Source organism: Arthrobacter sp. 7Tela_A1 (genome assembly GCF_049311065.1).
Classification (GTDB): Bacteria; Actinomycetota; Actinomycetes; order Actinomycetales; family Micrococcaceae; genus Arthrobacter_B.
The window spans coordinates 1-26,206 of sequence record NZ_JAXIOO010000011.1; the positions used below are offsets into that span (position 1 = coordinate 1).

The following is a 26,206-nucleotide window of genomic DNA, read 5'->3' on the forward strand; positions in this document are numbered from 1 at the left end:
CGTCCTCCCCTGCAACCTCAATCGCGAAGCCGTCCCCGGCCCGCCGGAGTGCCAGTGCCTCGGTCCGATGATGGACGACGGCGGCACCGGCCCCCCCCCCCCCCCCCCCCGGCGCCCCCGGCCCGGGCGGAGGCCAGCACCACACGGGCAGGACGCGGAAGCCGGACCAGGTGGGCGTGCTGCACTGCCTCAGGCTCGCGGCGCGCGACCCAGAGCCTCCCGGGGGTGTTCCGCAGTTCGCGGTCCCGGCGCAGCAGTTCGCGTGCCTGCTCCGGGTCGGCCGGATGTTCCCGGTGCACCCGCAGGTCGGCCGGCTCGCTGGTTACATGGATCACGGATCCGTCCTCCAATTCGACAGCGGCATGGCAGTCGGCGAGCACCAGGACCTCCACGCCGTTGGTGGTCAGTTGCGCCAGGGCCAGCGCGGCGCTCGGGAAACGGGTCCGCTCCCCTGCTGCCCGTTCTTCCGCCACTCTATCCACCCGGCGAAGGGCCTGGTCCAGGACGCTCCCGGCTTCTGAGCCCGTAGCCTCGGTGCGGCCAAGGGATCCGCTGCTTTCAGACAGCAGCAGGTCCAGGGTACGGGCGTACCAGGAGGGATTTGAGGCACCGGGAAGATCCAGTTCGGGCAGCAGCGAAGTGGCGCCGTCGATGACCCAGGCGCTGGCCCCGGTAAACCCGCAGGCGTCCTCGGTGACGTGCCCGTCGCCTTCGGTCTGGACGCGGACGGAGTGTCTCCAGGAGTTGGGCATAGCCCATTCTGGCACGCACTCGCGGCGCCGGCGGGCTAAAGCCAAGAGAGGTCATCGGTGAGGATCTCCATGAGGGTTTCCGAGCCCACCAGATAGAGTCCGGGGTGGTTCGGGGCCGCTGCCAGCAGATTCGAAGCCATGCACAGCGCCCAGCCCCGGGCCCGCAGCCAGAGATAAGGATCGGCGTCGTACCGGGGACCCAATGCACTGCGGAAGGCACGCCGTCCGGCGGGTTCGAACACCAGCCACGCCGAGGCGAGGTCAGCGGCGGGATCCCCTGCCGTAAGGTCCCCGAAATCGATGACGGCTTGGAGCGTTCCGTTCCCGGCGATGAGGTTGGCGGGGTGCAGGTCCCCATGCAGCCATACCGGGTCCGAGTTCCAGCCGGGTACCGCCACCGCCTCCGCCCAGAGTTCACCCACCCGGGCTGCGCGCGGCACCATGCCCGCATGCAGGCGTTCCTGGACAGCCGCATCGCGGGACGCCAGCGGACCGCCTACCGCCGGGTTGCGCGGGTAGTCCGGCGGCGCGGGAGTGTGGAAGGCGTTGAGGAATTCTGCCAGCGGAGCGGCCAGCCCCAAGTTCCGGCCCCTGGGCTGCAGGGAGACGTCGAGCCCGTCATACCAGGCACTGATGCTCCAGGGATAGGGATAGGGCTCCTGGGGTGCCCCGCAGTACACCGGAACAGAGGTGGCCGTGGGCAGCCCTGCCGTGAGCATGGGCAGCCACTGCTGTTCCTTGGCCATCAGGACGGCAGCTTCCTGCCGCCGGGGCAGCCGGACGGCAAACTCACGGCCAAGCCGGAAGACGTGGTTGACCCAGCCATCCCCCACTTCCACCAGCGGCTGATCTGCCAGCTGCGGCTGCTGGGCGTGCAGGAGGCCGCGGACCAGCTCGGCATCAACCCTGAGCTGGGACGCTGGCATGCCAGCACCCTACCCCGGCAGCACACGCTAGGGCACGGCGGTAAACGCCGAACGGCCCCGGATCCGGCGCATCAGGTCGATTGACCGTCAGCACCGGGCCGGGGCCGGTACGGGTGTGGTGCAGTGCTAGGCGGAGACGCCCAGGCGTTCCAGGATCAGTTCGCGCACGCGGCCGGCGTCCGCCTGTCCGCGGGTTGCCTTCATAACGCCGCCGACGATCGCGCCGACGGCCTGGATCTTGCCGCCGCGGATCTTGTCCGCAACGTCCGGTGCTGCAGCCAGGGCTGCATCGATGGCTTCGAGCAGGGCGCCGTCGTCGGAAACCACGGCCAGGCCGCGCTTCTCGATGACTTCCTCCGGAGTGCCTTCGCCGGCGAGGACGCCGTCCAGGACCTGGCGGGCCAGCTTGTCATTGATCTTGCCGGCCTGGACCAGGCGGTCCAGTTCCACGATCAGCTCGGGGGTGACGCCGGTGTCCACCGGATCCACTTCGGCTTCCTTGGCGCGGCGGGCCACTTCACCCATCCACCACTTGCGGGCCACCTGGGCGGAGGCGCCCGCGGCGATGGTCTCCTCGATGGCTTCCATGACACCGGCATTGACGACGTCGCGGAACTCGGCATCCGAGTATCCCCAGTCGGTCTTCAGCCGCTTGCGGCGCTCGGCCGGCGGCTCGGGCAGGCGGGAGCGCAGCTCCTCGATCCATTCTTCCGTGGTGACGACGGGCAGCAGGTCAGGCTCCGGGAAGTACCGGTAGTCGTCGGCGTCGGACTTCGGCCGGCCCGATGTCGTGGAGCGGGTGTCCTCGTGCCAGTGGCGGGTTTCCTGGACGATCTTCTCGCCGGAGTCCAGCACGGCGGCGTGCCGCTGGATTTCGAAGCGGACGGCACGCTCGACGGCGCGCAGCGAGTTCACGTTCTTGGTTTCGGACCGCGTGCCGAACTTTTCCTGGCCGTGCGGGCGCAGGGAGACGTTGGCGTCGCAGCGGACGTTGCCGCGCTCCATCTTGGCATCGGAGACGCCGAGGTTCTTCACGATTTCGCGGATCGCGGCCACGTAGGCCTTGGCGAGCTCCGGCGCACGGGAACCGGCGCCTTCGATCGGCTTGGTGACGATTTCCACCAGCGGAACGCCGGCCCGGTTGTAGTCCACCAGGGAGAAGTCGGCGCCCTGGATACGTCCGGCGGAGCCGCCCATGTGGGTGAGCTTTCCGGCGTCCTCTTCCATGTGCGCACGCTCGATTTCGACGCGGAACACGGTGCCGTCTTCCAGCTCGATGTCCAGCCAGCCGTCGTACGCGATGGGATCTTCGTACTGGGAGGTCTGGAAGTTCTTCGGGGTGTCCGGGTAGAAGTACTGCTTCCGGGCGAAGGTGCAGGATTCGGCGATCTTGCAGTTCAGCGCCAGGCCGATCAGGATCGAGTACTCCACGGCGGTCTTGTTCACCACCGGAAGGACACCGGGCATGCCCAGGTCCACGGGAGTGACGTTCGTGTTCGGCTCATCGCCGAAGATGTTCGGGGCGTCGGAGAACATCTTGGTCTTGGTGTTGAGCTCCACGTGGACCTCAAAGCCGAGCACCGGATCGTACTTCTCCATGGCCTCGTCGAAGGGAAGGGTCTCTTCCTGGGTGTGCACGGACATTACTTCACTCCTCCGAGTACGGGTGCCGAGGCCAGCAGCGGGCCGCCCCACTTCTGCTCCAGCAGGCCTTCAAGTGCCGCGCCGGCACGGTAGAGGCGCACATCTTCACGGGCCGGTGCCAGGAACTGGATGCCCACCGGCAGTCCGTCGGCCAGGCCGCCGGGAATGGAAATGCCGGGAACGCCGGCCATGTTGGCCGGAATCGTTGCGACGTCGTTGAGGTACATCGCCAGCGGATCGTCGAGCTTTTCGCCGAGTTTGAACGCGGTGTTCGGCGACGTCGGGGAGATCAGCACGTCAGCCTGGGCGAACGCAGCGTTGAAATCACGCTGGATCAGCGTGCGGACCTTCTGTGCCGAGCCGTAGTAGGCGTCGTAGTAGCCGGCGGACAGGGCATAGGTGCCCAGGATGATCCGTCGCTTGACCTCGTCGCCGAAACCGGCGGCGCGGGTCGCGCCCATCACGCGCTCAATGGTGAGCGGCGGGTCCGAGGGCAGGCGGCGCATGCCGTACCGGACGCCGTCGTACTTCGCCAGGTTCGACGATGCCTCCGACGGCATGATCAGGTAGTAGGCGCCCAGGGCGTACTTGAAGTTGGGGCAGGAAACCTCAACGATTTCCGCTCCGGCGTCCTTGAGCAGTTCCAGCGACTCGTCGAAGCGGGCCTGCACGCCGGGCTGATAGCCCTCGCCCTGCAGTTCCTTGATGACGCCGATGCGCATCCCGGCGACGCTGCCGTTGCGGGCGGCCTCCACCAGGTTGCCCACCGGGTCGGTCAGCGACGTGGAGTCCCGGGGGTCGTGGCCGCCGATGACTTCCTGCAGCAGGGCAGCATCAAGGACGGTCCGCGAGACCGGGCCGATCTGGTCCAGCGAGGAGGCCATGGCGATCGCACCGTAGCGCGAGACGCCGCCGTAGGTGGGCTTCACGCCCACGGAACCGGTGACGGACGCGGGCTGGCGGATCGAGCCGCCGGTATCCGTGCCGAGGGCCAGCGGCGCTTCAAAGGCAGCGACGGCAGCAGCGGAACCGCCGCCGGAGCCGCCCGGAATCCGGTCCAGGTCCCACGGGTTGCGGGTGGGGCCGTAGGCGGAGTGCTCAGTGGAGGAACCCATGGCGAACTCGTCCAGGTTGGTCTTGCCGAGCATCGGCATGCGTGCAGCGCGGATCCGGGAAATCACGGTCGCGTCGTACGGGCTCATCCAGCCCTCGAGCATCTTGGATCCGGCCGTGGTGGGCTGGCCCACCGTGACGATCAGGTCCTTGATGGCGATGGGCACGCCGGCCAGGGTGTGCAGTTCTTCACCGGCGGCACGGGCCTTGTCCACACCGGCGGCGACTTCAAGCGCCTCGTCGGTGTTGACGTGCAGGAAGGCGTTGATCTCGCCGTCCACGTCCGCGATCCGGTCCAGATGGGCCTGGGTGACCTCGACGGCGGAGACCTCGCGTGCGGCAAGCTTCTCTGCCAGGACGGCAGCGGGAGAGGTAATCAGTTCACTCATGGAAGTCTTTACTCCTCATCCAGGATGGCAGGGACCTTGAAGCGGCCTTCGGCGTTGTCCGGGGCGCCGGACAGGGCCTGCTCATTGGTCAGCGTCTGCCCCACAACATCCTCGCGGAACACGTTCGTCAGCGGGATCGGGTGGGAGGTGGCCGGGATGTCCTCGCCGGCAACTTCGCTTACGGATTTGATCGAATCCACGATGACGTCCAGCTCGCCGGCCATTTTGTCCAGCTCGTCATCGGTCATCTCAATGTGGGCCAGCCGCGCCAGATGCGCCACGGCCTCACGATTGATCTCAGACATGAGTCTCCCATGCGTCTTATGCAGTATTTTCGGCCTTACGCCGGTATCCGTACCAGTCTACGGCGTTTGTGCCTCCGGTTCGGGTGGGCCGGGGGCGCGGCGGCAGTGCTGCACCGGATCAGCCGGAAAGCAGCCTGCGCCGCCGGTCCCCTTGGGAGCTGCGGACCGTTACAGTTCCAGCCGGAAGACCCAGAGGATGTAGTCCTCGCCGGGAACGGTCCAGTCGCGTTCCGGCACCCGCTTGAAACCCAGGGACAGGTACATGCTGTGCGCGCCGAGCATGCTGGTCATGCTGGTGAGGGAAACAGCGTGGATTCCCTCCAGGCTGCGGGCGTGCTCCACGATTGCCTCGACCAGGGCACGGCCCACTCCCGCGCGCTGCACGGCAGGGTCGACGGCCAGCATGCGGAACTCCAGCTCACCTTCGATTGCGATGTCGGTGTACGGCTGGCCGGCGAAGGTGACCGCTGCGGAACCCGCAACGACCCCGTCTTTCTCGGCAACCCAGAGTTCGGCGTGCTCGTCACGGTGTTCTACGTTTTCAAGTTCCTGGACGTAGGGATTGTCAGCCTCAATGAACCCGGCCTTGAGGTACGCGTCGCGGGTGATCCGGCGGATGTCTTCATAATCAGCCGGTGTTGCCCGCCGGACGGTGATGCTCATTGGTGTTACGAATCCTTACGTGGGGGTTGATTTCCACGGTAGATTCTATCGGCCGCAGCGGCTCATTCCTGCCGCTGGTGACGCTCGGCACAGGCGGCTGGGTTTGGGCGTCAGCGCCGCCGGGCAGCGGCGGCACAGGCCACGCAGAACCGGGCTTCGGGCCGGATTTCCAGCCGGGCTTCGGGGATCGGCTCGCCGCAGCGTTCGCAGATTCCGTAGGCGCCGTCGTCGAGCCTTACCCTCGCTTCCAGCAATTCGGCCAGGGACGCCTCGAGTGCGGCGAGCATGGACACTTCGTTGGCCCGCTCCACGGAAACCGTGGTGCCTTCGGGGTCGTGTTCGTCATCCGCCGGGGTGTCCTTGGCTGCTGCAGTGACTTCCCGGATATCAGCCAGGACTGTGTCAATCTTCGCCCGGGCATCGTTGATGTGCTCATCAATGATGCCGGCAAAACGGGAACTGTCCAGGCTGCGGGGCGTTTGCGGCTTGGGTTCCTGGACACGCGTGGTGACTGCTGGTGCCAACTTGCGCGATGCCGCTGTGACTTTACGTGGCATGGTGCGTCCTCCCGGGTCCATGGATCTCGCTGAGTCCCTCAATTATCCGCGTGCGGGTGTGGAAAACCCGTACCCGGAGCGTGTGCTTTCCTCAAGGCGTAATACTGCCCCCGGAACCTGTGGCAGGTGGTCCCGCGTGTGGTTTCTGGGGTGAAAGCTCAAGATTGCCTCAAGACAGGCGCAAGCAATCCACAATTCTGCTGTTCTGCAAAATCAGGTACTCCGGAACGCTCCGATTCCTGCTGCGGAGGGACTAGTCTCGCCTCACCGTTCCTGATTGGTCTCGGAACGCAGGTCTGACACTGGGGGTAGACATGAAGCAGGAAATCCGGCTTGCACCGGGCATGATCGTCAGCTGCCAAAAGGGCATCAGCTCCGTGAAGCTCCGGGTCATGGGCGCCAGCCGCTGCGACGGCTGCAGCAAGATGGGAGTCATTGTCCAGGTCATGGAGGACGCCGTGGTGGATAACTTCCACTACTGGAAGGGCCACGTGATCGTGATGGACCGCGACAAGATTTCGGTGGACTCCAAAACCGCCGTGCCGTCCTGGACCGGCGCGTACTAATCCAGCCCGGTGTGGGCCACCAGGCTCGATCCCCGGGGGCCCACACCCGGACCCGGGCCTGCAGCTGACAGTGCTTCCAGCCCGGTAACTGCGTCGCACCACGCCTCAAGGAGCGTGCGGTCATGGCTGAGCGCCAGGACACCCATGCCGCGGGCAGCGACCTCACTGCTGATAACCCGTACGATCAGCGCGGTGGTGGCGGCATCCAGCATCGCGGTTGCCTCATCGCAGATCAGGTAATCGGGTTCAGCAGCGAGCATCCTTGCAAGACAGGCGCGCTGGAGCTGGCCGTCGGACACTTCGCGCGGGTACCTTCCGAGCAGGTCCGCCGTCAGCTGCACCTGCCCGGCAAGTTCCCGCACACGGACGTCTGCTTCCTTCCGGCGTGATCCCCGCAGGCCCTCTGCGATGACACGGTCCAGGGTCAGACGGGGGCTGCAGGAAGCCCGCGGTGACTGGAACAGCATGGCAATGCCGCCCCAGGGGCCTCCTTTCGCCCTGCGCACCGGCTGGCCGTTGCGCGTCACTGTTCCAGCCTCGGCCGGGAGAAGGCCCGCCAGGATGCGTGCCAGCGTCGTCTTGCCGCTGCCCGAAGGCCCCGTGAGGCCGATCTGCGCTCCGGCCGGGACGCTGATGGTGACATTGCGCAGGACAGGCGTGGTGCCGTAAGAGAAACCCGCGTTCTGGGCACGGAGTTCAGCTGGCATAGTTTCCCTCCGGCTGCTCGGCGGCGATAAGCCGGTCGGCATAGCGGTAGTCCGCGGAAAGGTCCGTCAGCTCCGGGGAGGTGCCGGGCATGGCCTGAAGACCGTTGGCGGGCAAGGCCGCGAGCAGGTCCCGGGTGTAGGGATGGGCCGGCAGTCCCAGGACCTCGACGGCAGGCCCGGTCTCCACCATCCGCCCGGCATACATGACGGATACCTCGTCCGCCGTGCCGGCGTCGGCAAGCAGTTGCAGATCGTGCGTGATGAGGACGACGGCGGCCCCTGCATCGGCAACGCTTCGCAGCATCCCCAAGGTCAGCCGCGCCAGGTCAGGGTCAAGTCCGGACACCGGTTCATCAGCCAGCAGGACCTCGGGCCCGCCGGCCAGGGCGAAGGCGATCGCCGCCCGCTGCAGCATTCCGCCGCTGAGCTCATGCGGAAACGCGTCCAGTGCCCCGGTGTCCAGAGCCACCCGTGCCAGCAGTTCCTGCGGGCTGGCCGGTCCCTCAAGCTCACGGACCGTTTCCCGCAGCTGGGACCCCACGGTCCGCACCGCCGTCAGGTAGGTTGCCGGGGACTGGGGAACATAGCCGATGACCCGCCCGCGCAGCGCGGCCGCCCGGGCGGCTCCGTCCCGGCCCGCGGTCAGGGGGGTCCGGGTGCCGGAGGCGTCCACGTAGTCCAACCGGCCGCCGGCCACAGTACCGGCAGGGAGCATACCGAGGATGGCGGAGGCGAAGGTAGTCTTCCCGCAGCCGGATTCGCCAACAAGGGCATGCAGCCGGCCACGGTGCGCGCTGAAGGTCACGTCGGTGGCCGCGTGGACCCAGGCTGTGCCCCGACGTCCGCGGCTGGGAATGCGTACAGTGTGCCCCTCAGCGCGGATGGCGATGCTGTTCATTGTCTTCCTTCCGTCCGGGAGAGGATTCCGTTCCCGCAGGCGGCCACGGCCAGGGTGGTCAGCAGCAGGAGCAGTGCCGGGAACACCAGCGCCCACCAGCCGCCGAGCATTACCTCCGACTGTGCTTCCTTCAAGAGCGTTCCCAGGGATGCCTGGTCCGGAGACAGGCCCAGGCCCAGGAAAGAGAGCGTGGACTCGTGCCAGATGGCGTGCGGCAGGAGCATCACCGTTGCCACCACTCCCTGTGCCAGCGTTCCCGGAAGGAAATGCCGCCGCAGTACCTCTCCCCGCGTCGAGCCCAGGAGGTAGGCAGCCTCCACGTATTCGCGGCTGCGCAGGGACAGGACCTCGGCGCGGACAATCCTCGCGACCTGCGTCCAGTGCGTGAGCGCAATCGAGGCGATAATGGCTGTCACCGATCCCCGGAACATCGCAACAATCACCACCCCCAGCAGCAGATGGGGCACAGCGTTGATGCCGTCGATGGCCCGCATGACGAGTCGGTCCGTGCGGCCGCCGAGCGTCGCCGAGGCAGCCCCTATCAGCATCCCGAGCCCCATCGAGGCAAGCGCGCAGACAACTGCGATAAGCAGTGAGACACGCAGCCCGGAGGCAAGCCTGATGAACAGGTCACGGCCCGCGTGGTCGGTTCCGAAGAGGTGTGCAGCCGACGGCGGAAGCCGGGCGGAGCTGAAATCGGTCAGCTTTGCGTCCGTGCCGGCAAGCATCGGAACGAAGACAGCGTAGGCCGCGATCAGCACCAGACCGGCAACACCGAGCACCGTGCCGGCTGCGCGGAATCCCCGCTTCCGGACGGCGGGACCGGTGAGACGGAGACCTGCTGCTCCGGCGGCTTCCACAGTGCTAGACATCGGCGGTCACCCTCGGATCAATCCAGACATACAACAGGTCTGCGATCAGTGAACCGGCGAGCACGGTCACCGTTGTCAGCACCGTCAAGGCCGCCAGCAGCGCAAAGTCCAGGGCCTGCGCTGAGGAAACCACAGCTGCAGCCAGTCCCGGCCAGGAAAAGACCGTCTCCACCAGCACGGCCCCCACGATGACCTCCGGAAGGCGGGAGCCAAGGACGGCTATGAAAGGAACCAGGGCAGAGGGCATCACATGCTTGCGGACGACGGTCTTTTCGCTCAGTCCGCGCAGCCGCGCGCCACGCACGGCGTCGGAAGCGAGCGCCTCGTTGGTGGAAGCCCGCAGGGAAAGCACCAGCCACGGAAGCTGTGAAAGTGACGTAGCCGCAACGGGGAGGATCATGTGGCGCAGCACCTGCCCGGCAGTAGGCTCCGTGCCCGGATCGCTCAGTCCTCCCCCGGGAAGGAGCCCCAGGCCCAGGGCGAAAACCGCGAGCAGTCCCAGCGAGATCACAAACGGCGGCAGTCCTTGCAGCAATGTTGCCGCAGCCGCAGCAGCCCGGTCCAGGACGCCTCCGGGGCGGCGGGCGCACCGGGAAGCGATCAGCAGCGAACCGAGGGCTGCCAGGACCAGCCCGGTTCCCGCCACCAGCAGCGTCCAGAGCAGCCGTTCGGAGATCACGGACGCGACCGGCTGGCGGAACACCCGGGAATAGCCCAGGTCACCGGACAGTGCTGAGGTTCCCCAGTGCCACCACGCCTGGATCCAGGAGGTGCCCAGCCCCAGGGATTCCGAGAGCACCTCGCGCTGGGCCGCGGAAGTTTGCGCGAAGCGGTCCCCCAGGTACGCGGCGAGCGGATCGAACGGAGAGACGCTGGCGAGCAGGAAGACGAGAAGGGAAACGCCTACCGCTACAGGCACGCCCAGGCCCAGACGCCGCAGGACGATCACGCGCACCTCATGCAGGCGCCTGCGCCGTCGTATCGGCCGGGACACTGCCTCGAAGCCGTGCACCGGTGCTAGTCCCGGGTCCAGTCGCGAAGGCTCCACCAGAAGCCCCAGCCGACGTCGTGGGCGTGCGGTTCCAGTACGGTCTGGACATTCTTCCAGCCCTGGTCCTCCTGGACATAGTTGTGGTCGACAAAAGCGAGCATGACGTAGCCGGGGTCCTGGATGTACAGGTCCTGGACGGCCAGATAGTGCTCCGTGCGTTCGCCGGCGTCCAGGCTGCTGCGGGCGGCCTGGAGGTGGGCGTCCATTTCCGCGCTGCCGGTGCCGCCGGGGTTTGCAAAGGGCGATCCTCCCGGCAGGGGGGTGTGGAGGGTTTCGAAGAGCTGCGTGTCCAGATCATAGGGTTTGTCTCCACCGCCCAGCAGGATGCCCACTTCCCGGCGGCGGTCCTCAATGACATTCCAGTCCGTGCCCAGGAGGGTGACGTCCACGCTAAGTTCGGACATGTCAGAGGCAAACGCGAGCGCCAGGTCCCGGCGGAGCGTATCCGTGGCGTTGTAGGCAACCTCGAACCCGGCGCGCTGTCCGTCCTTGGTCCGGATGCCGTCTTCGCCGGGCAGCCAGCCGGCCTCGTCCAGCAGCTGCCCGGCTGCCTCGGGATCGTAATCGAACACAGCATCCGGGTCGAAGGCTTCCCCGTAAATGTCAGCCACCGGAGTATGGGCGGGTTTGCCGCGCCCGCCCAGGACATGGTCCACCATGCCCTGGCGGTCAGCAGCCATGTTCATGGCCATAACTGCGGCCGGGTCAGTGGCAAAGGCACTGTCCGCAGGCAGCGACAGCCCACGCCAGTCGGCCGTCTTGACGGCCTCGTAAATGTATCCGGATTTGCCCTCATACTGGGCGGCCAGGAGCGGCGGCAGGACGGTACCGTCGATTTCCCCGGACTGGAGCCGCTGGGCCCGCGAGTTGTCATCCGGCACGTGGACGATGGTGACATTTTCCACGTCGGGAGCACCGTTCCAGTGATCCTCGTTGGCCGTAAGGACCGCTTCGCCCGGGCGGAGCGAGGTCACCTTGTAGGGGCCGGTCCCCACGGGGTCTGTGTTCAGGGCGGACTCTGCCGCCAGACCCGGAGTCAGCCGTTCGGACGGAGCGATGCCCAGCAGCAGCCGGCTGGGAAATCCGGCGTAGGGGTACTTCAGGGTGAAGGTGACCGTGCCGTCCGGGCCGGCTTCGACGTCCTGCAGCATGTCGTAGGACGCGGCCAGTTCGGAGGCTGAGGCGGGATCGATCACGGCTCTGTACGTGGCTGCGACATCACCGGCGTCCAGCTCCGTACCGTCGGTGAACGTCACTCCGGAGCGGACCTGGACAGTCCATTCGGTTCCTTCGGGATTGCTCTCCGGCATGTCCGTTGCCAGCCAGGGAACCAGCCCCGGCAGGGATGAAGACCCCTCGTGGGGGGCAAGCCGCAGCAGCCCGTCGTAGATCTGTGACTGGCCGCTGTCCCCGTGACCGCCTATGGGGTTGAACTGTCCGGGTTCGTTTGCGTCCGCCAGGATGAGTCCGGTTGTCTCCCCCGGAGTTCCGCTGCAGCCCGCCACCGCCGAGAAGATGAACACGGCCCCAACCGCCAAAACCCTGTTCCGGTGCTTTCCTGCTGGCATCGGGGAACTCCTCAACGTATGCATACGTGTGCAGCTATTGGTGGATCAATTCTCGACCCCTGTCCTCAGCCCAGCTAGGGTTCAGGCATGGAAGGGACGCTTCACACCGGAATCCGTCCGCGGCCGCAACGTGGAAGGGGTGGGCTCATGGGATCCTCGTCCGGCAGCGCCTTCGGAGACCCCGCGGCGCACGCACTCGGCGCGGTGGACGTTGCCGCGTGGTGCACCCGGTTTGAGCTGATCTCCAATCCTACCCGGCTGCGGCTTCTGCTTTGCCTTCATTTCAGCCCCGGTATTACGGTGACCCGGCTGGCAGCCGCCTCAGGAGTCAGCCAGACTGTGGTCAGCCAGTCACTGCGCAGGCTGCGGGACCGCGAATGGGTGGAGGCCACGAGGGTTGGCCGGGAGCACCGCTACCGGATCGTGGACGAGTCCCTGCACAGGCTGCTCCACGTCATTGGAGCTCCGCACTCTGAGATGAGCGCACAGCATACCAACGCACTCGGGCACGCCTGATCCCTCCTAGGAGGACGGCATCAGCCAGGCCGTGGTCACCGCGGCCAGCCGCTCGGCGTCGTCCATTCTGCGGTGGGGCGAGCCGGGACGGCCGACCGTCAGGCCCGCTTCCTCGGCGATAAGCGCGCCGGCGGCGAAGTCGTGCTCGTTCAGGCCGCGCTCCACATAGGCATCCAGCGTGCCGTCGGCCACCATGCACAGGTCCAGCGCGGCCGAGCCCAGCCGCCGCAGGTCGGCATAGCCCTCCATCAGCTCCGCGAGTCCGGCATATTGTTCGGTGCGGACCTCCGGTTCGTAGGAGAATCCCGTGCCCAGCAGCTTGCCCGTGCGCTCAGGGTCCGGCCCGGAAAGCCGGCGCAGGCTGCCGTGTTCGGCCAGCCACGCGCCGTGGCCCCGCGCGGCCCAGTAGACGCGCACCAGCGCCGGAGCGTGGACCGCCCCGGCAAGCCAGTCACCGTCGGCGTTCACCGCGGCCACGGACGTGGCGTAGAAGGGAATGTTGCGGATGAAGTTGGTGGTCCCGTCCAGCGGGTCCACCGACCAGCGGATACCGGAGGGATCCTCGGGAACGCTGGCTTCGAGCTCTTCCCCGGTGACCGCGTCAAAGGGACGCATCCGGTTGATCACGTCCCGGACGGCGTACTCTGCCTCGGTGTCATAGGCGGTAACCCAGTCTCCGGGGGCTCCCTTGTTCTCGACGTGCAGCCCCGCCTCCGACCGTTTGGCCAGCACAGCAGCTCCGGCTGCAGCTGCCTGCCGGGCGACGTCGAGCAGTTCCAGCGGATCAGGGGCGGGCGCTTCGGTCATGGCGTGGTTTCCTCAGCTTCTGGCTTGTCCAGCGGTCCGTTTTCCAGCAATTGGCGGAACCCGTCCTCGTCGAGCACGGGAACCCCCAGCGACTCAGCCTTGTCCAGCTTCGTCCCGGCGTTCTCCCCCGCCACCAGGTAGTCGGTCTTCTTCGAGACGGAGCCGGAGGCCTTGCCGCCGCGGGTGATGATCGCTTCCTTGGCCTCGTCCCGGCTGAAGTTCGGCAGGGTTCCGGTGACCACGATCGTGAGGCCCTCCAGGGTGCGGGGCTGGGATTCGTCCCGTTCATCGGCCATGCGGACGCCGGCACGGGCCCAGGAATCGACGATTTCAACGTGCCAGTCTTCGGCGAACCATTCCTCCAGCGCCGCGGCGATAGTCGGGCCCACGCCGTCCACGTGCGCGAGCTGCTCTTCGGTGGCTGCCCGGATGTTCTCCATGGAGCCGAACGCAGTGGCCAGGGCGCGTGCCGCCGTCGGGCCCACGTGCCGGATGGACAGTGCCACCAGGACGCGCCAGAGCGGCTGGGACTTGGCCTTCTCCAGCTCCTCGAAAAGCTTCCGCGTGTTGGCGGAGGGTTCGGAGGGCTTCTTGGCGGAGCCCTTGGTGTAGAAGTACGGAACCAGTTCAGTACCGACCACTACACCCTTGGAGCGTTTGGGCCGTTCGATCCGGACGTCGGCCAGGTCTTCGACCTTGAGATCGAACAGACCGGCTTCGCTGGTCAGCGGCGGGTTTTCGGGTTCGGCGGGCGAGGTCAGCGCGATGGCCGCTTCCCAGCCCAGGGCTTCAATATCGAACGCGCCGCGGCCGGCCAGGTGGAACACGCGCTCGCGCAGCTGGGACGGGCAGGAACGGGCGTTGGGGCAGCGGATGTCCACGTCGCCCTCCTTGGCCGGCTTCAGTTCCGTGCCGCAGGAGGGGCAGTGGGTGGGCATCACGAAGTCGCGTTCGGAACCGTCGCGGAGTGCGGCGACGGGTCCCACAATTTCGGGGATGACGTCACCGGCCTTGCGCAGGACCACGGTGTCGCCAATTTTCACGCCCTTGGCCTTCACCACGTCCTGGTTGTGCAGCGTGGCCATCTCCACGGTGGACCCGGCTACCTTGACCGGCTCCATGATGCCGTAAGGGGTGACCCGGCCGGTGCGGCCCACGTTGACCCGGATGTCCAGCAGCTTGGTGTTCACTTCCTCCGGCGGGTACTTGTACGCCACGGACCAGCGCGGCACCCGGGAGGTGTGGCCGAGGGCGCGCTGCAGCGCGAAGTCGTCCACCTTGACCACAATGCCGTCGATCTCGTGGGCCAGGTCGTGCCGGTGTTCGCCGTTGACGGCAATGAACTCCAGGACCTCGTCATAAGTGTCCAGCACCTTGTAATACGGGGAGGTGGGCAGGCCCCAGGCCTTGAGCAGCTCGTAGGTTTCCGACTGGCTGGCGGCCCCCAGACCCTCCCGGGCCCCGATGCCGTGCACGTACATGCTCAGCGGGCGTTCCGCGGTGACCTTCGGGTCTTTCTGCCGCAGCGACCCGGCGGCAGCGTTGCGCGGATTCGCGAACGGCGCTTTCCCGGCGTCGACCATTTTTTCGTTGAGACGGGTGAACTCCTTGGAAGGGATGAACACCTCGCCGCGGATTTCCACCTCTGCGGGAAGGTTCTCGCCCTCAAGGCGGCGCGGAATGGAGGCAATCGTGAGCACGTTGTGGGTGATGTCCTCACCGGTGGTGCCGTCGCCGCGGGTTGCCGCACGGACCAGTTCCCCGTTGCGGTAGAGCAGGTTCACCGCCAGGCCGTCGATCTTCAGTTCAGTCAACCACCGGACCTTCGAGTCCGGTGCGATGGACGCGATGGAGGCTTCGGCGCGCTTGACCCAGGCATCGAGTTCGTCCAGTGAGAACACGTCTTCCAAGCTGTACATGCGGGACAGGTGTTCCACCGGGGCAAACGCCGCGGACACCTCTCCCCCGACCTCCTGGGTAGGGGAATCGTTGGTCACCAGTTCGGGATGGAGAGCCTCGAGCTTCTCGAGCCGACGGTACAGCTCATCGAACTCGGCATCGGAAACCAGCGGGGCGTCCTCGTTGTAGTACGCGAAACGGTACTTCCGCACCTGGTCGGAAAGAGTCTCATACTCTTCCCGCAGGCTGTCGCTGGGCGGCGTGTCCGTGCTGACGGCATCGACGGCTTCTTCTGGGGAGGTCTTAGCTGTGCTCACCTACCCAATCTTGCCGTATGTACGACGGCGGCGGGAGCTGTGCGGAACCTGCCGGCTGCCGCGCGTCCCGGGTCCGGGAAAAAATTCCCGCTGGCTGTCGATATCCGTGCGGGCCGTTCGACGGCATAGTAGGAGGCGCACAAAGCGCTCCCCCAACGAGCAGGAGAATGCCATGAAATACATGATGATTATGCGTTCCACTGATGCCGGCGTCGAAGCTTACAAAGATGTGCCGTTTGAAGAGGCCATCAACCGGATGGGCGCTTACAACGAATCGATGATTAATGCCGGGGTCCTGCTGGCGGGGGAAGGGCTGGCCGAGGTCACGGAGGACAACAACTTCGTGGTCGACTTCTCCCAGGAGCCACCGTTGGTCACCGACGGCCCGTACGGCGAGACCCACGAACTCTTCAACGGCTTCTGGATCATCCAGGCTTCCTCGAAGGAAGAAGCAGCGGAGTGGGCGGGCCGGTGCCCGCTTGGCCCCGGATCGAAGCTGGAAGTCCGGCGGGTGACAGATGCCTCCGACTTCGAAGATTTCTCCAACAACGAGTACATCCAGAAGGAAGAAGGCTGGCGCGAGCAGGAAGAGAAGCTGCGCGCGGAGAACCCCTAAGGTCATGGCATCCATGGACTGGGCTGGTGAGGACACCGCCGCGGCGGTCCGCCACCGGATAGACGCCATGTGGCGGATTGACGGTGCCGGGATTGTCGCGGCGCTGGCCCGTGCCACCGGGGATGTCGGGCTGGCGGAGGATGTTGCCCAAGAAGCGGTGGCTGAGGCCCTGGCCCAGTGGCCGGCCGAGGGAGTGCCGCGGAATCCGGCGGCCTGGCTCACCGCCGTCGCCAAGCGCAAGGCCATTGATGCATGGCGGCGGGCGGAACGCCTTCAGGACCGTTACGCGGATCTGGGCAGGAGCCTGGAGGACGTTGCCGATCCGGAGTGGGATCCCCTGCCGGACGACGTCCTGAAACTGGTTTTTGTGGCCTGTCATCCAGTGCTGTCCCGTGAAGCGCAGGTGGCGTTGACCCTACGGATTGTGGGCGGACTCTCCACCGGGGAGATCGCGCGGCTGTTCCTGCTTCCGGTGGCCGCGGTGCAGCAGCGGATCGTCCGGGCAAAGAAGACGCTGGCCGCGGCCAAGGTGCCGTTCGAGGTTCCGGAATCGAATGAATGGCGCAACCGGCTCGGCGGGGTGCTCGCCGTGATCTACCTTCTGTTCACGGAGGGGTACGCTGCGTCCGGCGGGACGTCGTGGATGCGCCAGGACCTGGCCTCAGAGGCACTGCGGCTGGGCCGGCTGCTGTCCCGGCTTGTTCCGCGGGAGCCGGAGGCGCTCGCTTTGGTGGCCCTGATGGAGTTCCAGGCATCGAGGTTCCGCACCCGGACCCGTGCGGACGGCTCCCCCGTTCTGCTTGCCGACCAAGACCGCACGCTGTGGGACCGAGCACAGATTGAGCGCGGACGGGCTGCCCTGGCCCAAGCTGATGCTCTGGGGCGGGGCCGGGGTAACTATGCCCTGCAGGCCGCGATCGCGCAGTGCCACACGGTTGCGCCGAGTGTCGAGGGTACGAACTGGCAGCGGATCGTGCTGCTGTATGAGGCTTTGGGCAGGCTGGCACCGTCTCCTGTGGTGGAACTGAACCGCGCCGTTGCGGTTTCCATGGCGACCGGTCCGGCAACGGCTCTGGAGATGGTGGACCGGCTTGCTGCCTCGGGTGCGCTCCGCGGCTCGCATCTGCTGCCCAGCGTGCGGGGTGAACTGCTCTCCCGGCTCGGCCGGATGAAAGAGGCACGGACCGAATTCAGTGTTGCCGCCTCTCTGGCGCACAATGACCGGGAGCGGGAGGTCCTGGAGCGTCGCGCTGCAGGGCAGTGAATGCACTGCGGATTAGTTGGCGTCCTTCCGCCAACGCACCTTGGATTTGATGTTGTGGATCATGCTGGCAGGCAGCCAACCAAAAACGGCGCTTCTTTGAACCGGTTCGTTATGGAACGTGTGAAAACCGTGGTCTTCAACAAGGTCCATTCTCTGCTCCGCCGAGAAGTCATTACCGACGACTACCGCCAAATTTCCTTCCGTGTCCTCGGCGTGAATCTCCATAACCCGCCAGGGCCTTAGCTCTCCCGTAGCCGTGACGGCATGGATATCTGTTACGTCCTCCGGTGGTACACCCAGCGTGTACGCAACGGCCGGTCCTGGGAATCTTTCCCCGTAGTCATGCCGTTTCCATTCCGGACCGGGCGATTCACCACCCTCCTGGACCAAATAGATGAGCCCGCGCATGGGGTCCGTGGAGCGAAGCTCATACTCATGCCCATTCCAGGTGCCGTATTTTCCAGAGAGCTTAGTCCCGTCAGCCATCCACATGGTTAGAGGCTAATTCACTTTCAGCAGGTCATGCTCGGTCAGAACGACGTCGCTGAGGTCTTCCCAGCGGAACGCTCCGTGATACTCGCCCCGTCCGGCAATAGTGATCTCCGGGATTTCTCCTCGCCGAATCTGTTCCTCCTTCGGGGCCCCATCGACAAAGGAGTACACCGTCTCTCCGATGTAGTCATGGATGCCCAACCCGAGCCCTCGCCAAGTGGCCAGCACGGAGACGCGCACCAGGCGGTCCAGGTCGCCTTCTGCGACTTCCCGGGACCAGGACAAGGGCCTGCCGCTGTCATCCGAACCATCTGACGGATGCCATTGGTCCCCCGGGGATTCTTCGGCAGGCGTGTAAAGAAGCAGCCGTCCGTGGCCCAATGGATTGGCCATAAACCACTCACCCTTCAGCACACCGTACATCCCGGGGACCCGCATCCCGTTGGGCAGGTACTCCTGCGCCCGCGGGTAATCAGGCTCGGCCATCCTTCCCTCGTCTCCCGTATTGGGAAGAGGCGGGACCAGTCGCAATCTAGTCACCGGGTCACCCCCGGAACGCCAGCGACGGCAACCGGTTCTGGACCACCTGAACATCCTGCACCTGCGACTCCGGCACCACCGTCCAGTACACCCCGGCATCAGCCTTGTTCAGCCCCAAACCCTCAGCCCGGTCAGCGTTATGCCCGGTATAGAACAACCGGTAGACCTGCCCGTCCTCACCCTGGGCAACGTCGGTGACGCGGAAGGGCTCCCCCTGCCACGAACACGTCGCCAGCAGCTCGTAAAAGTCCTGGATCTCCCCCAGTCCCACCGTCCGGCGCCAGACCCCCTTCGGGGTCCGCTCAAAACCTTCCACCCCGGGATCCGACGTAGCCGCCACTTCAACGGAGCGGCCCTCGTCCACCAAATCAGCACGGAACACCTGCCCCTGCCAGACCGCCGACCAGCCCATAATGTGCGATGGAGTATGCGCACCAGGCCGGGAAATCCCTGAAGCATCGGAAACACCCCAGCCGGTCGCCACCTCAAAATAGACGGCAATCAGTTCCTCGGGCTGCCCGGCCCGGATACGCCACAACTCAGCACCCGGCGGAATGGCACACTCATCCAGGAAATACACCGGCACCACACCACCGGACCACGCCGCGAAACCAGTCCCCGTAAACGGCGGACGGTCCACGAACTCCGGGCCCGCAGCATCGTGCACGTGGATGGACAGCGGCACCTGGAACCGCAGCACGTCAACGTATCCGGCAGCCCGGTCCCACGGCGATCCCGGGAAATCCAGGCCATGAACCTCGAACAAGTCCTCCGGGGTCCGCGCGTTCACGGCATCCCCGGCATTCACCACAAACCCCGACACTGTATCCCGGTTCCCACCCACCAGGTACTCAACCTGCGCCGGACTCAATGCCTTCTGAAAAAAATTCATTACTACCCTTCGGTAGATCAATCAGTCACTGCCAAATGGAATAGTTTCTACGTTGATATCCCGAATACGGTCAGCAGGAAGCCAGCCGGCAACGAATACATGTTCCAACGGTTCGTTCTCGCTAAACGGCTTGAAGTTGTGGTTGTTGATAAGTTGGCGCTTGTACTGCGCAGCCATCGGGTCGATGCTTTCCACGGCCAGCTTCCCTTCATGGTCTTCCGCGATGACCATGAAGTTACGTCCCGGGCCCATGTTGCCGGTGACCTCAATGCTGTGGCGGTTGGTAACTTCGTCTGCCGGGACATCCAGGCTGTGGGTAAGGGGAGTTTTTGCAAATCGGTTCGGAAAGGTTGCGGTGTGCCATTCCGGGCCTGGCGAATCGCCGCCGTTCTGCACCAGGGTCAAATACCCTTCATATGGCTTCAGGGACCAAAGCTCAAATTCTCGCCCCTTCCATGTCCCGTAATTTCCGGTGAGTTTTGTCCCGTCTTTTCTCCACATAATTACAGGCTCATCCATCCAGTTTTTTGATTAAAGACTCCCACTAATACTTCGTTTCCGTCCCTGTCGATCCGCCACATTTCGGCACCTGATTCCATTATCACACCCCTGTCGACCTTGAGTTCCGGCACCACAGGCAAAGCGTCAACCCTGCTGCTCGTAAGGCCATGACCGGTGTTCGGCCATTCCGCGCGGTCAGCAAGTGTTCCTGCTCCCGATTCGGTATTCGCGTGTTCCCGGTAGGTTGCAATGTCCTGTTCCGTGAGCCGGATGTCTTCGGGCGTGAGCTTTCCGTCGGCCTCTCTGATCTGCTCTGCAACCCGGTCACGGCGCAGTTCCTCGACGCGGAGATGGTTGGAATAGTCCGGGATGTGGATAGGCGCCGCCTTTTGGGCGTGGAATCGGACCGCATAGACTGCTTCCGTTTCCCCCACCCGGTATGGCATTCCGGCATTGTTGGGAAGGACGTAGTCCAACCGCAGACCCAGGATAATCTCGTCTACTGTTCGCAATAAGGACGTGTCGGACGCCTGCGAGATGAACCCGCCCATGCTGCCTGCATAGAGGTCCTCATTGGCCAGGACAAGGCGGGCATCGTCAGCCCCCATGATCTTCTGGAACGGCTGGCTGATGTCCCCACTGCCGAGCAAATGCCGGACGTCGTGGACCATGATCGCCTGCGCATCGGTCAGGTCGTAGTAGTAGCGGGTCGGGATGCCCCGCAGCGCGTTCTCCAGCGGGCCGGCACCGGGGCGAACCGGTCCGCGGGACTCGCCGTCGAAAGCCTTCTCCAACAGGTCAGCAACCTGCGTCTCCACCACATTCGGCGGTAGCTTACCGCCCGGGCCGCGCAACCCGTCCAGGGCCTGAAACTCAGACGGCGAGAGATGGGTCGCAAGGAAACCGTCAGTGTTCTTCCACGTCGCAGGATCCAGGGAACGCTTCAGCTGCGCAATCTGGTCGTTCCGGGTCGAGACAGTATGAGTGCGGTCCCCGAACTCAACCTTCTCTACCCGGCCATCAGCGTCGTAGTGCACCACAGGCTTGGGCGCAGGCGCATCCGGTGCATCCGGTGCATGCGGCGCATCAGCTGACGTGGGCGAATCAGCGGCACCGTTCCGCGGTCCGGCGGCAGCATCATCAACCGCTGCAGCACCAGGGCGCACATCGTCGGGATCGCCCTTTCCACCCGGGCGGGCGTCGTCGACGTCCACGTGGGCCGCTGGAGCAGACGTTTCCGTGGTCTTGCCCGACGGCGTGCGGTCCTCCGGCACGGCATGCCCGGGCTTACCCGACGGCGGTTCAGCACCAGAACCATTGCCGCGCACCGGGGCATCCGGTGCAGATGACCGGCCGTTACCAGAGGCCTCAGGAACGTTCGTGCGCACCGGAGCATCCGGCGTCATCGCTGAATGCGGGACGCTGGACCCGGCACCCGAACCGCCACCGGTGGTGGTACCAGCCGCAATCTAGTCAATGGAAGTATTCTTTTCGTTCGAGTATGAGGTAATTTCTACGTCCATATTCGTAATGCGATCCGCGAGAAGCCATCCACCGATGAAGACATGTTCCAGCGGCTCATTTCTGCTAAAAGGCTCGAACTGATAATTGTCTATGAGCTGGCGCTTGTAATTCGCCGGCATAGGATCGATGCTTTGGACCGCTAGGTTTCCCCTGTTATCCGTCCCGACAATGAGAACATTCCTGTCTGGCCCCAATGTTCCGGTGACCGTCACTTTGTGAAGATTACTCACTTCGTCCTGCGGAACCCTCCGAATATGGGATACATCAGGACGTCCGAACTTCTTTCGCCGGGAAAGCGTTCGCCACCCCGAGTCCGGGGCATCACCACCTTCAACAACCAAGGTGAATATGCCATCACTGGGATGCAGGTCCCGCACTTCGTATTCCTGCCCATGCCAAGTGCAGTATCTGCCGGTCAGCTTCGTTCCGTCATGGAGCCACATACGCAGATACTCATCCGTTCTTCTTGGACGGCTATCCCCGGAACGCCAGGGACGGCAACCGATTCTGGACCACCTGAACATCCTGCACCTGGGAGGCCGGCACCACCGTCCAATACACCCCGGCATCAGCCTTATTCAGCCCCAACGCCTCAGCCCGGTCAGCGTTATGCCCCGTATAGAACAACCGGTACACCTGCCCGTCCTCACCCTGGGCTACGTCCGTGATCCTGAACGACTCGCCCTGCCACGAACATGTCGCCAACAGCTCATAGAAGTCCTGGATCTCCCCCAGCCCCACCGTCCGGCGCCAAACCCCCTTCGGGGTCCGCTCAAAACCCTCCACCCCAGGATCCGACGCAGCCGCCACTTCAACGGACCGGCCCTCGTCCACCAAATCAGCACGGAACACCTGCCCCTGCCACACCGCCGACCAGCCCATAATGTGCGACGGGATATGCGCACCAGGCCGGGAAATGCCCGAGGTATCCGCCACACCCCATCCGGTCGCCACCTCAAAATAGACCGCAATCAGTTCATCGGGCTGCCCGGCCCGAATCCGCCACAGCTCAGCTCCCGGGGGAAGCGCACACTCATCCAGGAAATACACCGGCACCACACCACCGGACCACGCAGCGAAACCCGTCCCCGTAAACGGCGGACGGTCCACAAATTCCGGGCCCGCAGCATCGTGCACATATATGGACAACGGCACCTGGAACCGCAGCACATCAACGTACCCGGCAGCCCGGTCCCACGGCGACCCCGGGAAATCCAGACCATGAACCGCAAACAAGTCCTCAGGCGTCCGCGTATTCACCGCATCCCCGGCGTTCACCACAAACCCCGAAATCGTGTCCCGGTTACCACCCACCAGGAACTCAACCTGCCTCGGACTCAAAGCCTTCTGCATGAAAACCAAGGTGTTCCCCCCTCATCATTTCTCCGCGTTCTCACGGGGCCTAGCCGGCATCCTTCCACCACGTGCCCATAGGCCGCTCGGGCACCGGACCTAAACCACAACCACAGTAAACGTGACCGGTTACCGTCGACTGTGAACCAATAGACTATTATTCTGGGGTATCATGCAAAACTGTCCGGCTCTCAATGTTGGTTATACGCTGCGCCGGAAGCCAACCAAAAACCATAGTCCTTTCAAGCGGTTCATTTTCATACATGGGCTTAAACCCGTGATTGCTAATCAGTTGCCGCTTGTATAATGCAGCCATTCGATTGGAAGCCTCAACGGCCAAGTTCCCTTCATCATCTTCACTGATGATTACCAATTCGCGCCCCGGCCCCATGGATCCTGTTACTTTTACAGAATTGACATCAGAAACTTCTAGCGCCGGTACCCTGCGGAAATGGTGATAAGGAGTCCGCGCAAAACGATTGGGGAAAACAGTGGTATCCCACTCTGGTCCCGGAGAGTCGCCGCCTTCCTTAACAAGAATTAAGGTGCCGTTGGCAGGAACCCAGGAATGAAGCTCATATTCAACGTCATTCCATGTCCCATAGTCGCCAGTCAGCTTCGTCCCGTCTCGTCTCCACATATCTAGAGGTTAACCCATTTCTGGCCTGTATAAATGCCAACTAGAACCTCATTGCCGTAGCGGTCGATACGCCACATCTCAGCCCCGTCGTTCAGCCGAATACCACCATCAATGTCAAGTTCCGGGATCAGGGGCGACTTATCAACCCTGCTGCTGGTAAGCCCGTGACCGGTGTTCGGCCAGACGGCCGAATCGGCGAAAATCAGGGCGCCCGCTTCGGTGTTCATGTCTTCCCGATACTGCATCTTGTCCCGGGTCTCCCACTCACGGTCGGCCGCAGTTTGAGAGCCATCAGCTGCCCGGCCACGCTCTGCGTATCGGTTTCGCTGGATTTCCTCAACGCGGGCACGGTTCGAAGCGTCCGGGATTCCGATTTGATCGGCACTGCTAGCCCGGAACCTCACCGCGTATACCTCGTCCACTGCGCCTACCTTGAACGGGATGCTTCCGTCCTCGAGACGATAGTCGAGCCGAAGCCCGAGAATGATCTCATCCACAGTACGAAGGTGCACAGTGTCCGATGCCTGGGATATGAAGCCACCAACACTGCCTGGGTACTGATCCGTTCCTGCCAGAGTTCTGCGTCCGCCTTCAGCTCCGAGAATCTTCTGGAACGGTTGGCTGATGTCACCACTGCCCAGCAAATGCCGGACGTCGTGCACCAGGACCGCCTGCGCATCGGTCAGGTCATAGTAATAGCGAGTTGGGATTCCCCGCAGGGCGTTCTCCAGCGGGCCGGCACCGGGGCGAACCGGTCCGCGGGTCTCGCCGTCGAAAGCCTTCTCCAGCAGGTCAGCAACCTGCGTCTCCACCACATTCGGCGGCAGCTTACCGTCCGAGCCGCGCAACCCGTCCAGGGCCTGAAACTCAGACGGCGAGAGATGGGTCGCAAGGAAACCGTCAGTGTTCTTCCACGTCGCAGGATCCAGGGAACGCTTCAGCTGCGCAATCTGGTCGTTCCGGGTCGAGACAGTATGAGTGCGGTCCCCGAACTCAACCTTCTCTACCCGGCCCTCAGCGTCGTAGTGCACCACAGGCTTGGGCGCAGGCGCATCCGGTGCATGCGGCGCATCAGCTGACGCGGACGAATCAGCGGCACCGTTCCGCGGGCCGCCGGCAGCGTCGTCAACCGCTGCAGCGCCAGGGCGCACATCGTCGGGATCGCCCTTTCCACCCGGGCGGGCGTCGTCGACGTCCACGTGGGCCGCTGGAGCAGACGTTTCCGTGGTCTTGCCCGACGGCGTGCGGTCCTCCGGCACGGCATGCCCGGGCTTACCCGACGGCGGTTCAGCAACAGAACCATTGCCGCGCACCGGGGCATCCGGTGCAGATGACCGGCCGTTACCAGAGGCCTCAGGAACGTTCGTGCGCGCCGGGGCATCCGGCGTCGTCGTCGAATGCGGGACCATGGCCCCGGAGCCTGATCCGCCGCCGGGGCGGGCCGGTGGAGTGTCCGGTGTGAAGGCCACGACGCGGGGGCCCGCCCCGCCGGCACCGGCCAGCGCCGGAGTGCCAAAGCGGCCGTGGCCGGCGTTGGCCAGCACGGTATCCACCTTGTTCAGGGCCGAGTTCAGTGCCGCCCGGCCTGAGTCCAGCGCTGACTTGCTCGAATCGATCACGAACTGATCCGCTGCCTGCCACGCATCTCCGACCTTGCCGACGGTCACCCGGGAGGTGTCCACCACGGTGGTGATGGCGTTGATCTTGAACGCCTGCGCGGCGTCGGTGACCTTCACCGTCACCCCGGCCACCTTGCCGATGCCCGAGGCATTCACCACCGCGGAGACCTTGCCCGAGGCGTTGGCTACATCGCCGATCTTCCCGGCCACAGAACCGACCTTCGCCGTGGCACCGGCACCGGCAGTCAGCAGGATCGACGCCAGGTCGAACGACGTCGCACCGGCAGCGTACGCGGGATCGGTCTGCCACTCATCCCAGTGGATGGCAGCTTTGCCAACCGCCAGCAGTTCATCCCCCGCCTGCCGAACACGGTCGCTGTTGCCGCTGGCGTGCAGGGCAATCTGGGCCACAGGGCTGGTCATGATGGCGAGATTGACCGCGAGGTTCCCCAGGCCCTTCCACGTTTGTTCGAAAGCCTCCGCACCGCCGAGCCCAACCATGTTGCCGAGCCCGGTGACTGTGCCGGTAACGCCGCTCCAAACGCCCTTGCCAAAGGAAGCAACGCCGTCCCATGCGTCCCGGTACCAGGGCTTGTCCCACTCGGTGGGCTGCCCCCAGGGAACATTGCCCTCCACCGCCGCGGCGTCGAGCTGTTCCCCGCTAAACCCGAACTCCACCTCGCCGCTCCCGGCGCCCTCTTCCGTTGTCAGGACGTAAGACGGGCCGCCGTAGATCGCGCTGATCGCGTTGGCGCAGACGCGCTGGGCTTCCTGCAGATCCGAATACAGCCGGTTCAGGTCGCCGATGATGTTCTGTTCGGCCTGGATCAGGCCCTCGTCGTCGTCCCAGTCGTCCTGGCTGCGGCCACGGGTGCGGGAGAAGAAGTTAGCGGCGTCGGCCTTCACCGCGTCCAGTCGCACTTTCAGGGCATCCACGGTATCCGCGTAGGCCAGCACAGCTGTATCGACGGTGCCAACGTCCGAATCGAGATCCTCGGCGGACACAGTGACCGGGTGGAAAGCGTTAAACACCACCTCGGATCCGGCAATGTCATAAACGTCCGGTGACTGCAGATGTCCCCACGCAGTAGCGGATTCCTCAGCGGTGTCCACGACGTCGCCGACGGCGCTCACCAGTGCCGCGGCCGCTGCGCGGATCACTTCCGGATCCGGCAGCACAGCCTCGAACGCTGCGATGTCGATGCTCAATGGTTT

The 26,206-nt window shown here is 64.8% G+C and carries 27 protein-coding genes; 4 read left to right on the top strand and 23 right to left on the bottom strand.

Features of this window, described 5'->3' with window-relative positions:
• Positions 1-17: 17 nt before the first annotated feature.
• The 7 genes from TVB01_RS06695 to TVB01_RS06725 all read right to left on the bottom strand — a co-directional run bounded on the left by TVB01_RS06695 (position 18) and on the right by TVB01_RS06725 (position 6,349).
• Positions 18-752: a hypothetical protein gene (locus TVB01_RS06695; RefSeq protein ID WP_422455114.1), complete on the bottom strand. Its 735-nt coding sequence runs from the start codon at positions 750-752 to the stop codon at positions 18-20.
• A 35-nt stretch (positions 753-787) separates the two neighbouring features.
• On the bottom strand, positions 788-1,678 hold the full coding sequence (locus TVB01_RS06700; RefSeq protein ID WP_422455116.1) for an aminoglycoside phosphotransferase family protein: 891 nt from the start codon (positions 1,676-1,678) through the stop codon (positions 788-790).
• Positions 1,679-1,804: 126 nt separating this feature from the next.
• Complete coding sequence (gatB, locus tag TVB01_RS06705; protein WP_422455118.1) at positions 1,805-3,322, bottom strand: Asp-tRNA(Asn)/Glu-tRNA(Gln) amidotransferase subunit GatB; 1,518 nt, start codon at positions 3,320-3,322, stop codon at positions 1,805-1,807.
• Positions 3,322-4,824: an Asp-tRNA(Asn)/Glu-tRNA(Gln) amidotransferase subunit GatA gene (gene gatA / locus TVB01_RS06710; protein WP_422455119.1), complete on the bottom strand. Its 1,503-nt coding sequence runs from the start codon at positions 4,822-4,824 to the stop codon at positions 3,322-3,324. Before gatA ends, gatB begins: the two co-directional genes overlap by 1 nt.
• Positions 4,825-4,832: 8 nt before the next feature.
• On the bottom strand, positions 4,833-5,129 hold the full coding sequence (gene gatC, locus TVB01_RS06715; protein WP_227894895.1) for an Asp-tRNA(Asn)/Glu-tRNA(Gln) amidotransferase subunit GatC: 297 nt from the start codon (positions 5,127-5,129) through the stop codon (positions 4,833-4,835).
• Between the two features lie 168 nt (positions 5,130-5,297).
• Positions 5,298-5,792 carry a GNAT family N-acetyltransferase gene (locus TVB01_RS06720; protein WP_422455121.1) on the bottom strand — a complete coding sequence of 165 codons (495 nt, stop codon included), beginning with the start codon at positions 5,790-5,792 and terminating at the stop codon, positions 5,298-5,300.
• Between the two features lie 110 nt (positions 5,793-5,902).
• Complete coding sequence (locus tag TVB01_RS06725; RefSeq protein ID WP_422455123.1) at positions 5,903-6,349, bottom strand: TraR/DksA family transcriptional regulator; 447 nt, start codon at positions 6,347-6,349, stop codon at positions 5,903-5,905.
• A gap of 314 nt (positions 6,350-6,663) precedes the next feature.
• Here TVB01_RS06725 and TVB01_RS06730 point away from each other — a divergent pair, with 314 nt between their 5' ends.
• Positions 6,664-6,915, top strand: coding sequence for a hypothetical protein (locus tag TVB01_RS06730; protein ID WP_227894898.1), 252 nt, complete (start codon positions 6,664-6,666; stop codon positions 6,913-6,915).
• Here the strand turns inward: TVB01_RS06730 and TVB01_RS06735 are convergent.
• The 5 genes from TVB01_RS06735 to TVB01_RS06755 are packed head-to-tail and all read right to left on the bottom strand — an operon-like array spanning position 6,912 to position 12,011.
• The gene (locus TVB01_RS06735) at positions 6,912-7,622 is read right to left on the bottom strand and encodes an ABC transporter ATP-binding protein (protein ID WP_422455125.1); all 711 of its coding nucleotides are present in this window, start codon (positions 7,620-7,622) and stop codon (positions 6,912-6,914) included. The genes TVB01_RS06730 and TVB01_RS06735 overlap by 4 nt on opposite strands.
• Positions 7,612-8,520 carry an ATP-binding cassette domain-containing protein gene (locus TVB01_RS06740; RefSeq protein ID WP_422455127.1) on the bottom strand — a complete coding sequence of 303 codons (909 nt, stop codon included), beginning with the start codon at positions 8,518-8,520 and terminating at the stop codon, positions 7,612-7,614. The genes TVB01_RS06735 and TVB01_RS06740 overlap by 11 nt, the downstream gene beginning before the upstream one ends.
• On the bottom strand, positions 8,517-9,392 hold the full coding sequence (locus TVB01_RS06745; protein WP_422455129.1) for an ABC transporter permease: 876 nt from the start codon (positions 9,390-9,392) through the stop codon (positions 8,517-8,519). The genes TVB01_RS06740 and TVB01_RS06745 overlap by 4 nt, the downstream gene beginning before the upstream one ends.
• Positions 9,385-10,440: an ABC transporter permease gene (locus TVB01_RS06750; RefSeq protein ID WP_422455131.1), complete on the bottom strand. Its 1,056-nt coding sequence runs from the start codon at positions 10,438-10,440 to the stop codon at positions 9,385-9,387. The genes TVB01_RS06745 and TVB01_RS06750 overlap by 8 nt, the downstream gene beginning before the upstream one ends.
• Positions 10,410-12,011, bottom strand: a complete 1,602-nt coding sequence (locus TVB01_RS06755) for an ABC transporter substrate-binding protein (protein WP_422455133.1) — start codon at positions 12,009-12,011, stop codon at positions 10,410-10,412. Before TVB01_RS06755 ends, TVB01_RS06750 begins: the two co-directional genes overlap by 31 nt.
• Positions 12,012-12,158: 147 nt before the next feature.
• On the opposite strand from TVB01_RS06755, the gene TVB01_RS06760 reads away from it, so the two are divergent.
• Complete coding sequence (locus TVB01_RS06760; protein WP_422455135.1) at positions 12,159-12,527, top strand: ArsR/SmtB family transcription factor; 369 nt, start codon at positions 12,159-12,161, stop codon at positions 12,525-12,527.
• Between the two features lie 6 nt (positions 12,528-12,533).
• On the opposite strand, the gene TVB01_RS06765 is transcribed toward TVB01_RS06760, so the two are convergent.
• Positions 12,534-13,334 carry an inositol monophosphatase family protein gene (locus tag TVB01_RS06765; protein ID WP_422455137.1) on the bottom strand — a complete coding sequence of 267 codons (801 nt, stop codon included), beginning with the start codon at positions 13,332-13,334 and terminating at the stop codon, positions 12,534-12,536.
• Positions 13,331-15,550: an NAD-dependent DNA ligase LigA gene (ligA, locus tag TVB01_RS06770; protein WP_422455138.1), complete on the bottom strand. Its 2,220-nt coding sequence runs from the start codon at positions 15,548-15,550 to the stop codon at positions 13,331-13,333. The genes TVB01_RS06765 and ligA overlap by 4 nt, the downstream gene beginning before the upstream one ends.
• Before the next feature lie 172 nt (positions 15,551-15,722).
• Here ligA and TVB01_RS06775 point away from each other — a divergent pair, with 172 nt between their 5' ends.
• Together TVB01_RS06775 and TVB01_RS06780 are read left to right on the top strand one after the other, a co-directional pair.
• On the top strand, positions 15,723-16,166 hold the full coding sequence (locus TVB01_RS06775) for a YciI family protein (RefSeq protein WP_422455140.1): 444 nt from the start codon (positions 15,723-15,725) through the stop codon (positions 16,164-16,166).
• A 13-nt stretch (positions 16,167-16,179) separates the two neighbouring features.
• Complete coding sequence (locus tag TVB01_RS06780) at positions 16,180-17,430, top strand: RNA polymerase sigma factor (RefSeq protein WP_422455142.1); 1,251 nt, start codon at positions 16,180-16,182, stop codon at positions 17,428-17,430.
• A 12-nt stretch (positions 17,431-17,442) separates the two neighbouring features.
• Here the strand turns inward: TVB01_RS06780 and TVB01_RS06785 are convergent, their stop codons facing one another.
• From TVB01_RS06785 to TVB01_RS06825, 9 genes are all read right to left on the bottom strand, one after another.
• Positions 17,443-17,922 carry a hypothetical protein gene (locus TVB01_RS06785; protein ID WP_422455144.1) on the bottom strand — a complete coding sequence of 160 codons (480 nt, stop codon included), beginning with the start codon at positions 17,920-17,922 and terminating at the stop codon, positions 17,443-17,445.
• A 9-nt stretch (positions 17,923-17,931) separates the two neighbouring features.
• On the bottom strand, positions 17,932-18,408 hold the full coding sequence (locus TVB01_RS06790) for a hypothetical protein (protein WP_422455146.1): 477 nt from the start codon (positions 18,406-18,408) through the stop codon (positions 17,932-17,934).
• 58 nt (positions 18,409-18,466) lie between these two features.
• Positions 18,467-19,354: a hypothetical protein gene (locus TVB01_RS06795; RefSeq protein ID WP_422455148.1), complete on the bottom strand. Its 888-nt coding sequence runs from the start codon at positions 19,352-19,354 to the stop codon at positions 18,467-18,469.
• 21 nt (positions 19,355-19,375) lie between these two features.
• Positions 19,376-19,873 (bottom strand): hypothetical protein, encoded by a 498-nt coding sequence (locus TVB01_RS06800; protein ID WP_422455150.1) that lies wholly within the window; start codon positions 19,871-19,873, stop codon positions 19,376-19,378.
• Complete coding sequence (locus TVB01_RS06805) at positions 19,858-21,129, bottom strand: hypothetical protein (RefSeq protein WP_422455152.1); 1,272 nt, start codon at positions 21,127-21,129, stop codon at positions 19,858-19,860. The genes TVB01_RS06800 and TVB01_RS06805 overlap by 16 nt, the downstream gene beginning before the upstream one ends.
• A 195-nt stretch (positions 21,130-21,324) precedes the next feature.
• Positions 21,325-21,822 carry a hypothetical protein gene (locus TVB01_RS06810; protein WP_422455154.1) on the bottom strand — a complete coding sequence of 166 codons (498 nt, stop codon included), beginning with the start codon at positions 21,820-21,822 and terminating at the stop codon, positions 21,325-21,327.
• Between the two features lie 31 nt (positions 21,823-21,853).
• Entirely contained in the window at positions 21,854-22,732 is an 879-nt protein-coding gene (locus TVB01_RS06815; RefSeq protein ID WP_422455156.1) for a hypothetical protein, read from the bottom strand.
• Positions 22,733-22,889: 157 nt separating this feature from the next.
• Positions 22,890-23,372 carry a hypothetical protein gene (locus TVB01_RS06820; protein ID WP_325791139.1) on the bottom strand — a complete coding sequence of 161 codons (483 nt, stop codon included), beginning with the start codon at positions 23,370-23,372 and terminating at the stop codon, positions 22,890-22,892.
• 2 nt (positions 23,373-23,374) lie between these two features.
• On the bottom strand, positions 23,375-26,200 hold the full coding sequence (locus TVB01_RS06825) for a hypothetical protein (RefSeq protein WP_422455159.1): 2,826 nt from the start codon (positions 26,198-26,200) through the stop codon (positions 23,375-23,377).
• Positions 26,201-26,206: the final 6 nt, after the last annotated feature.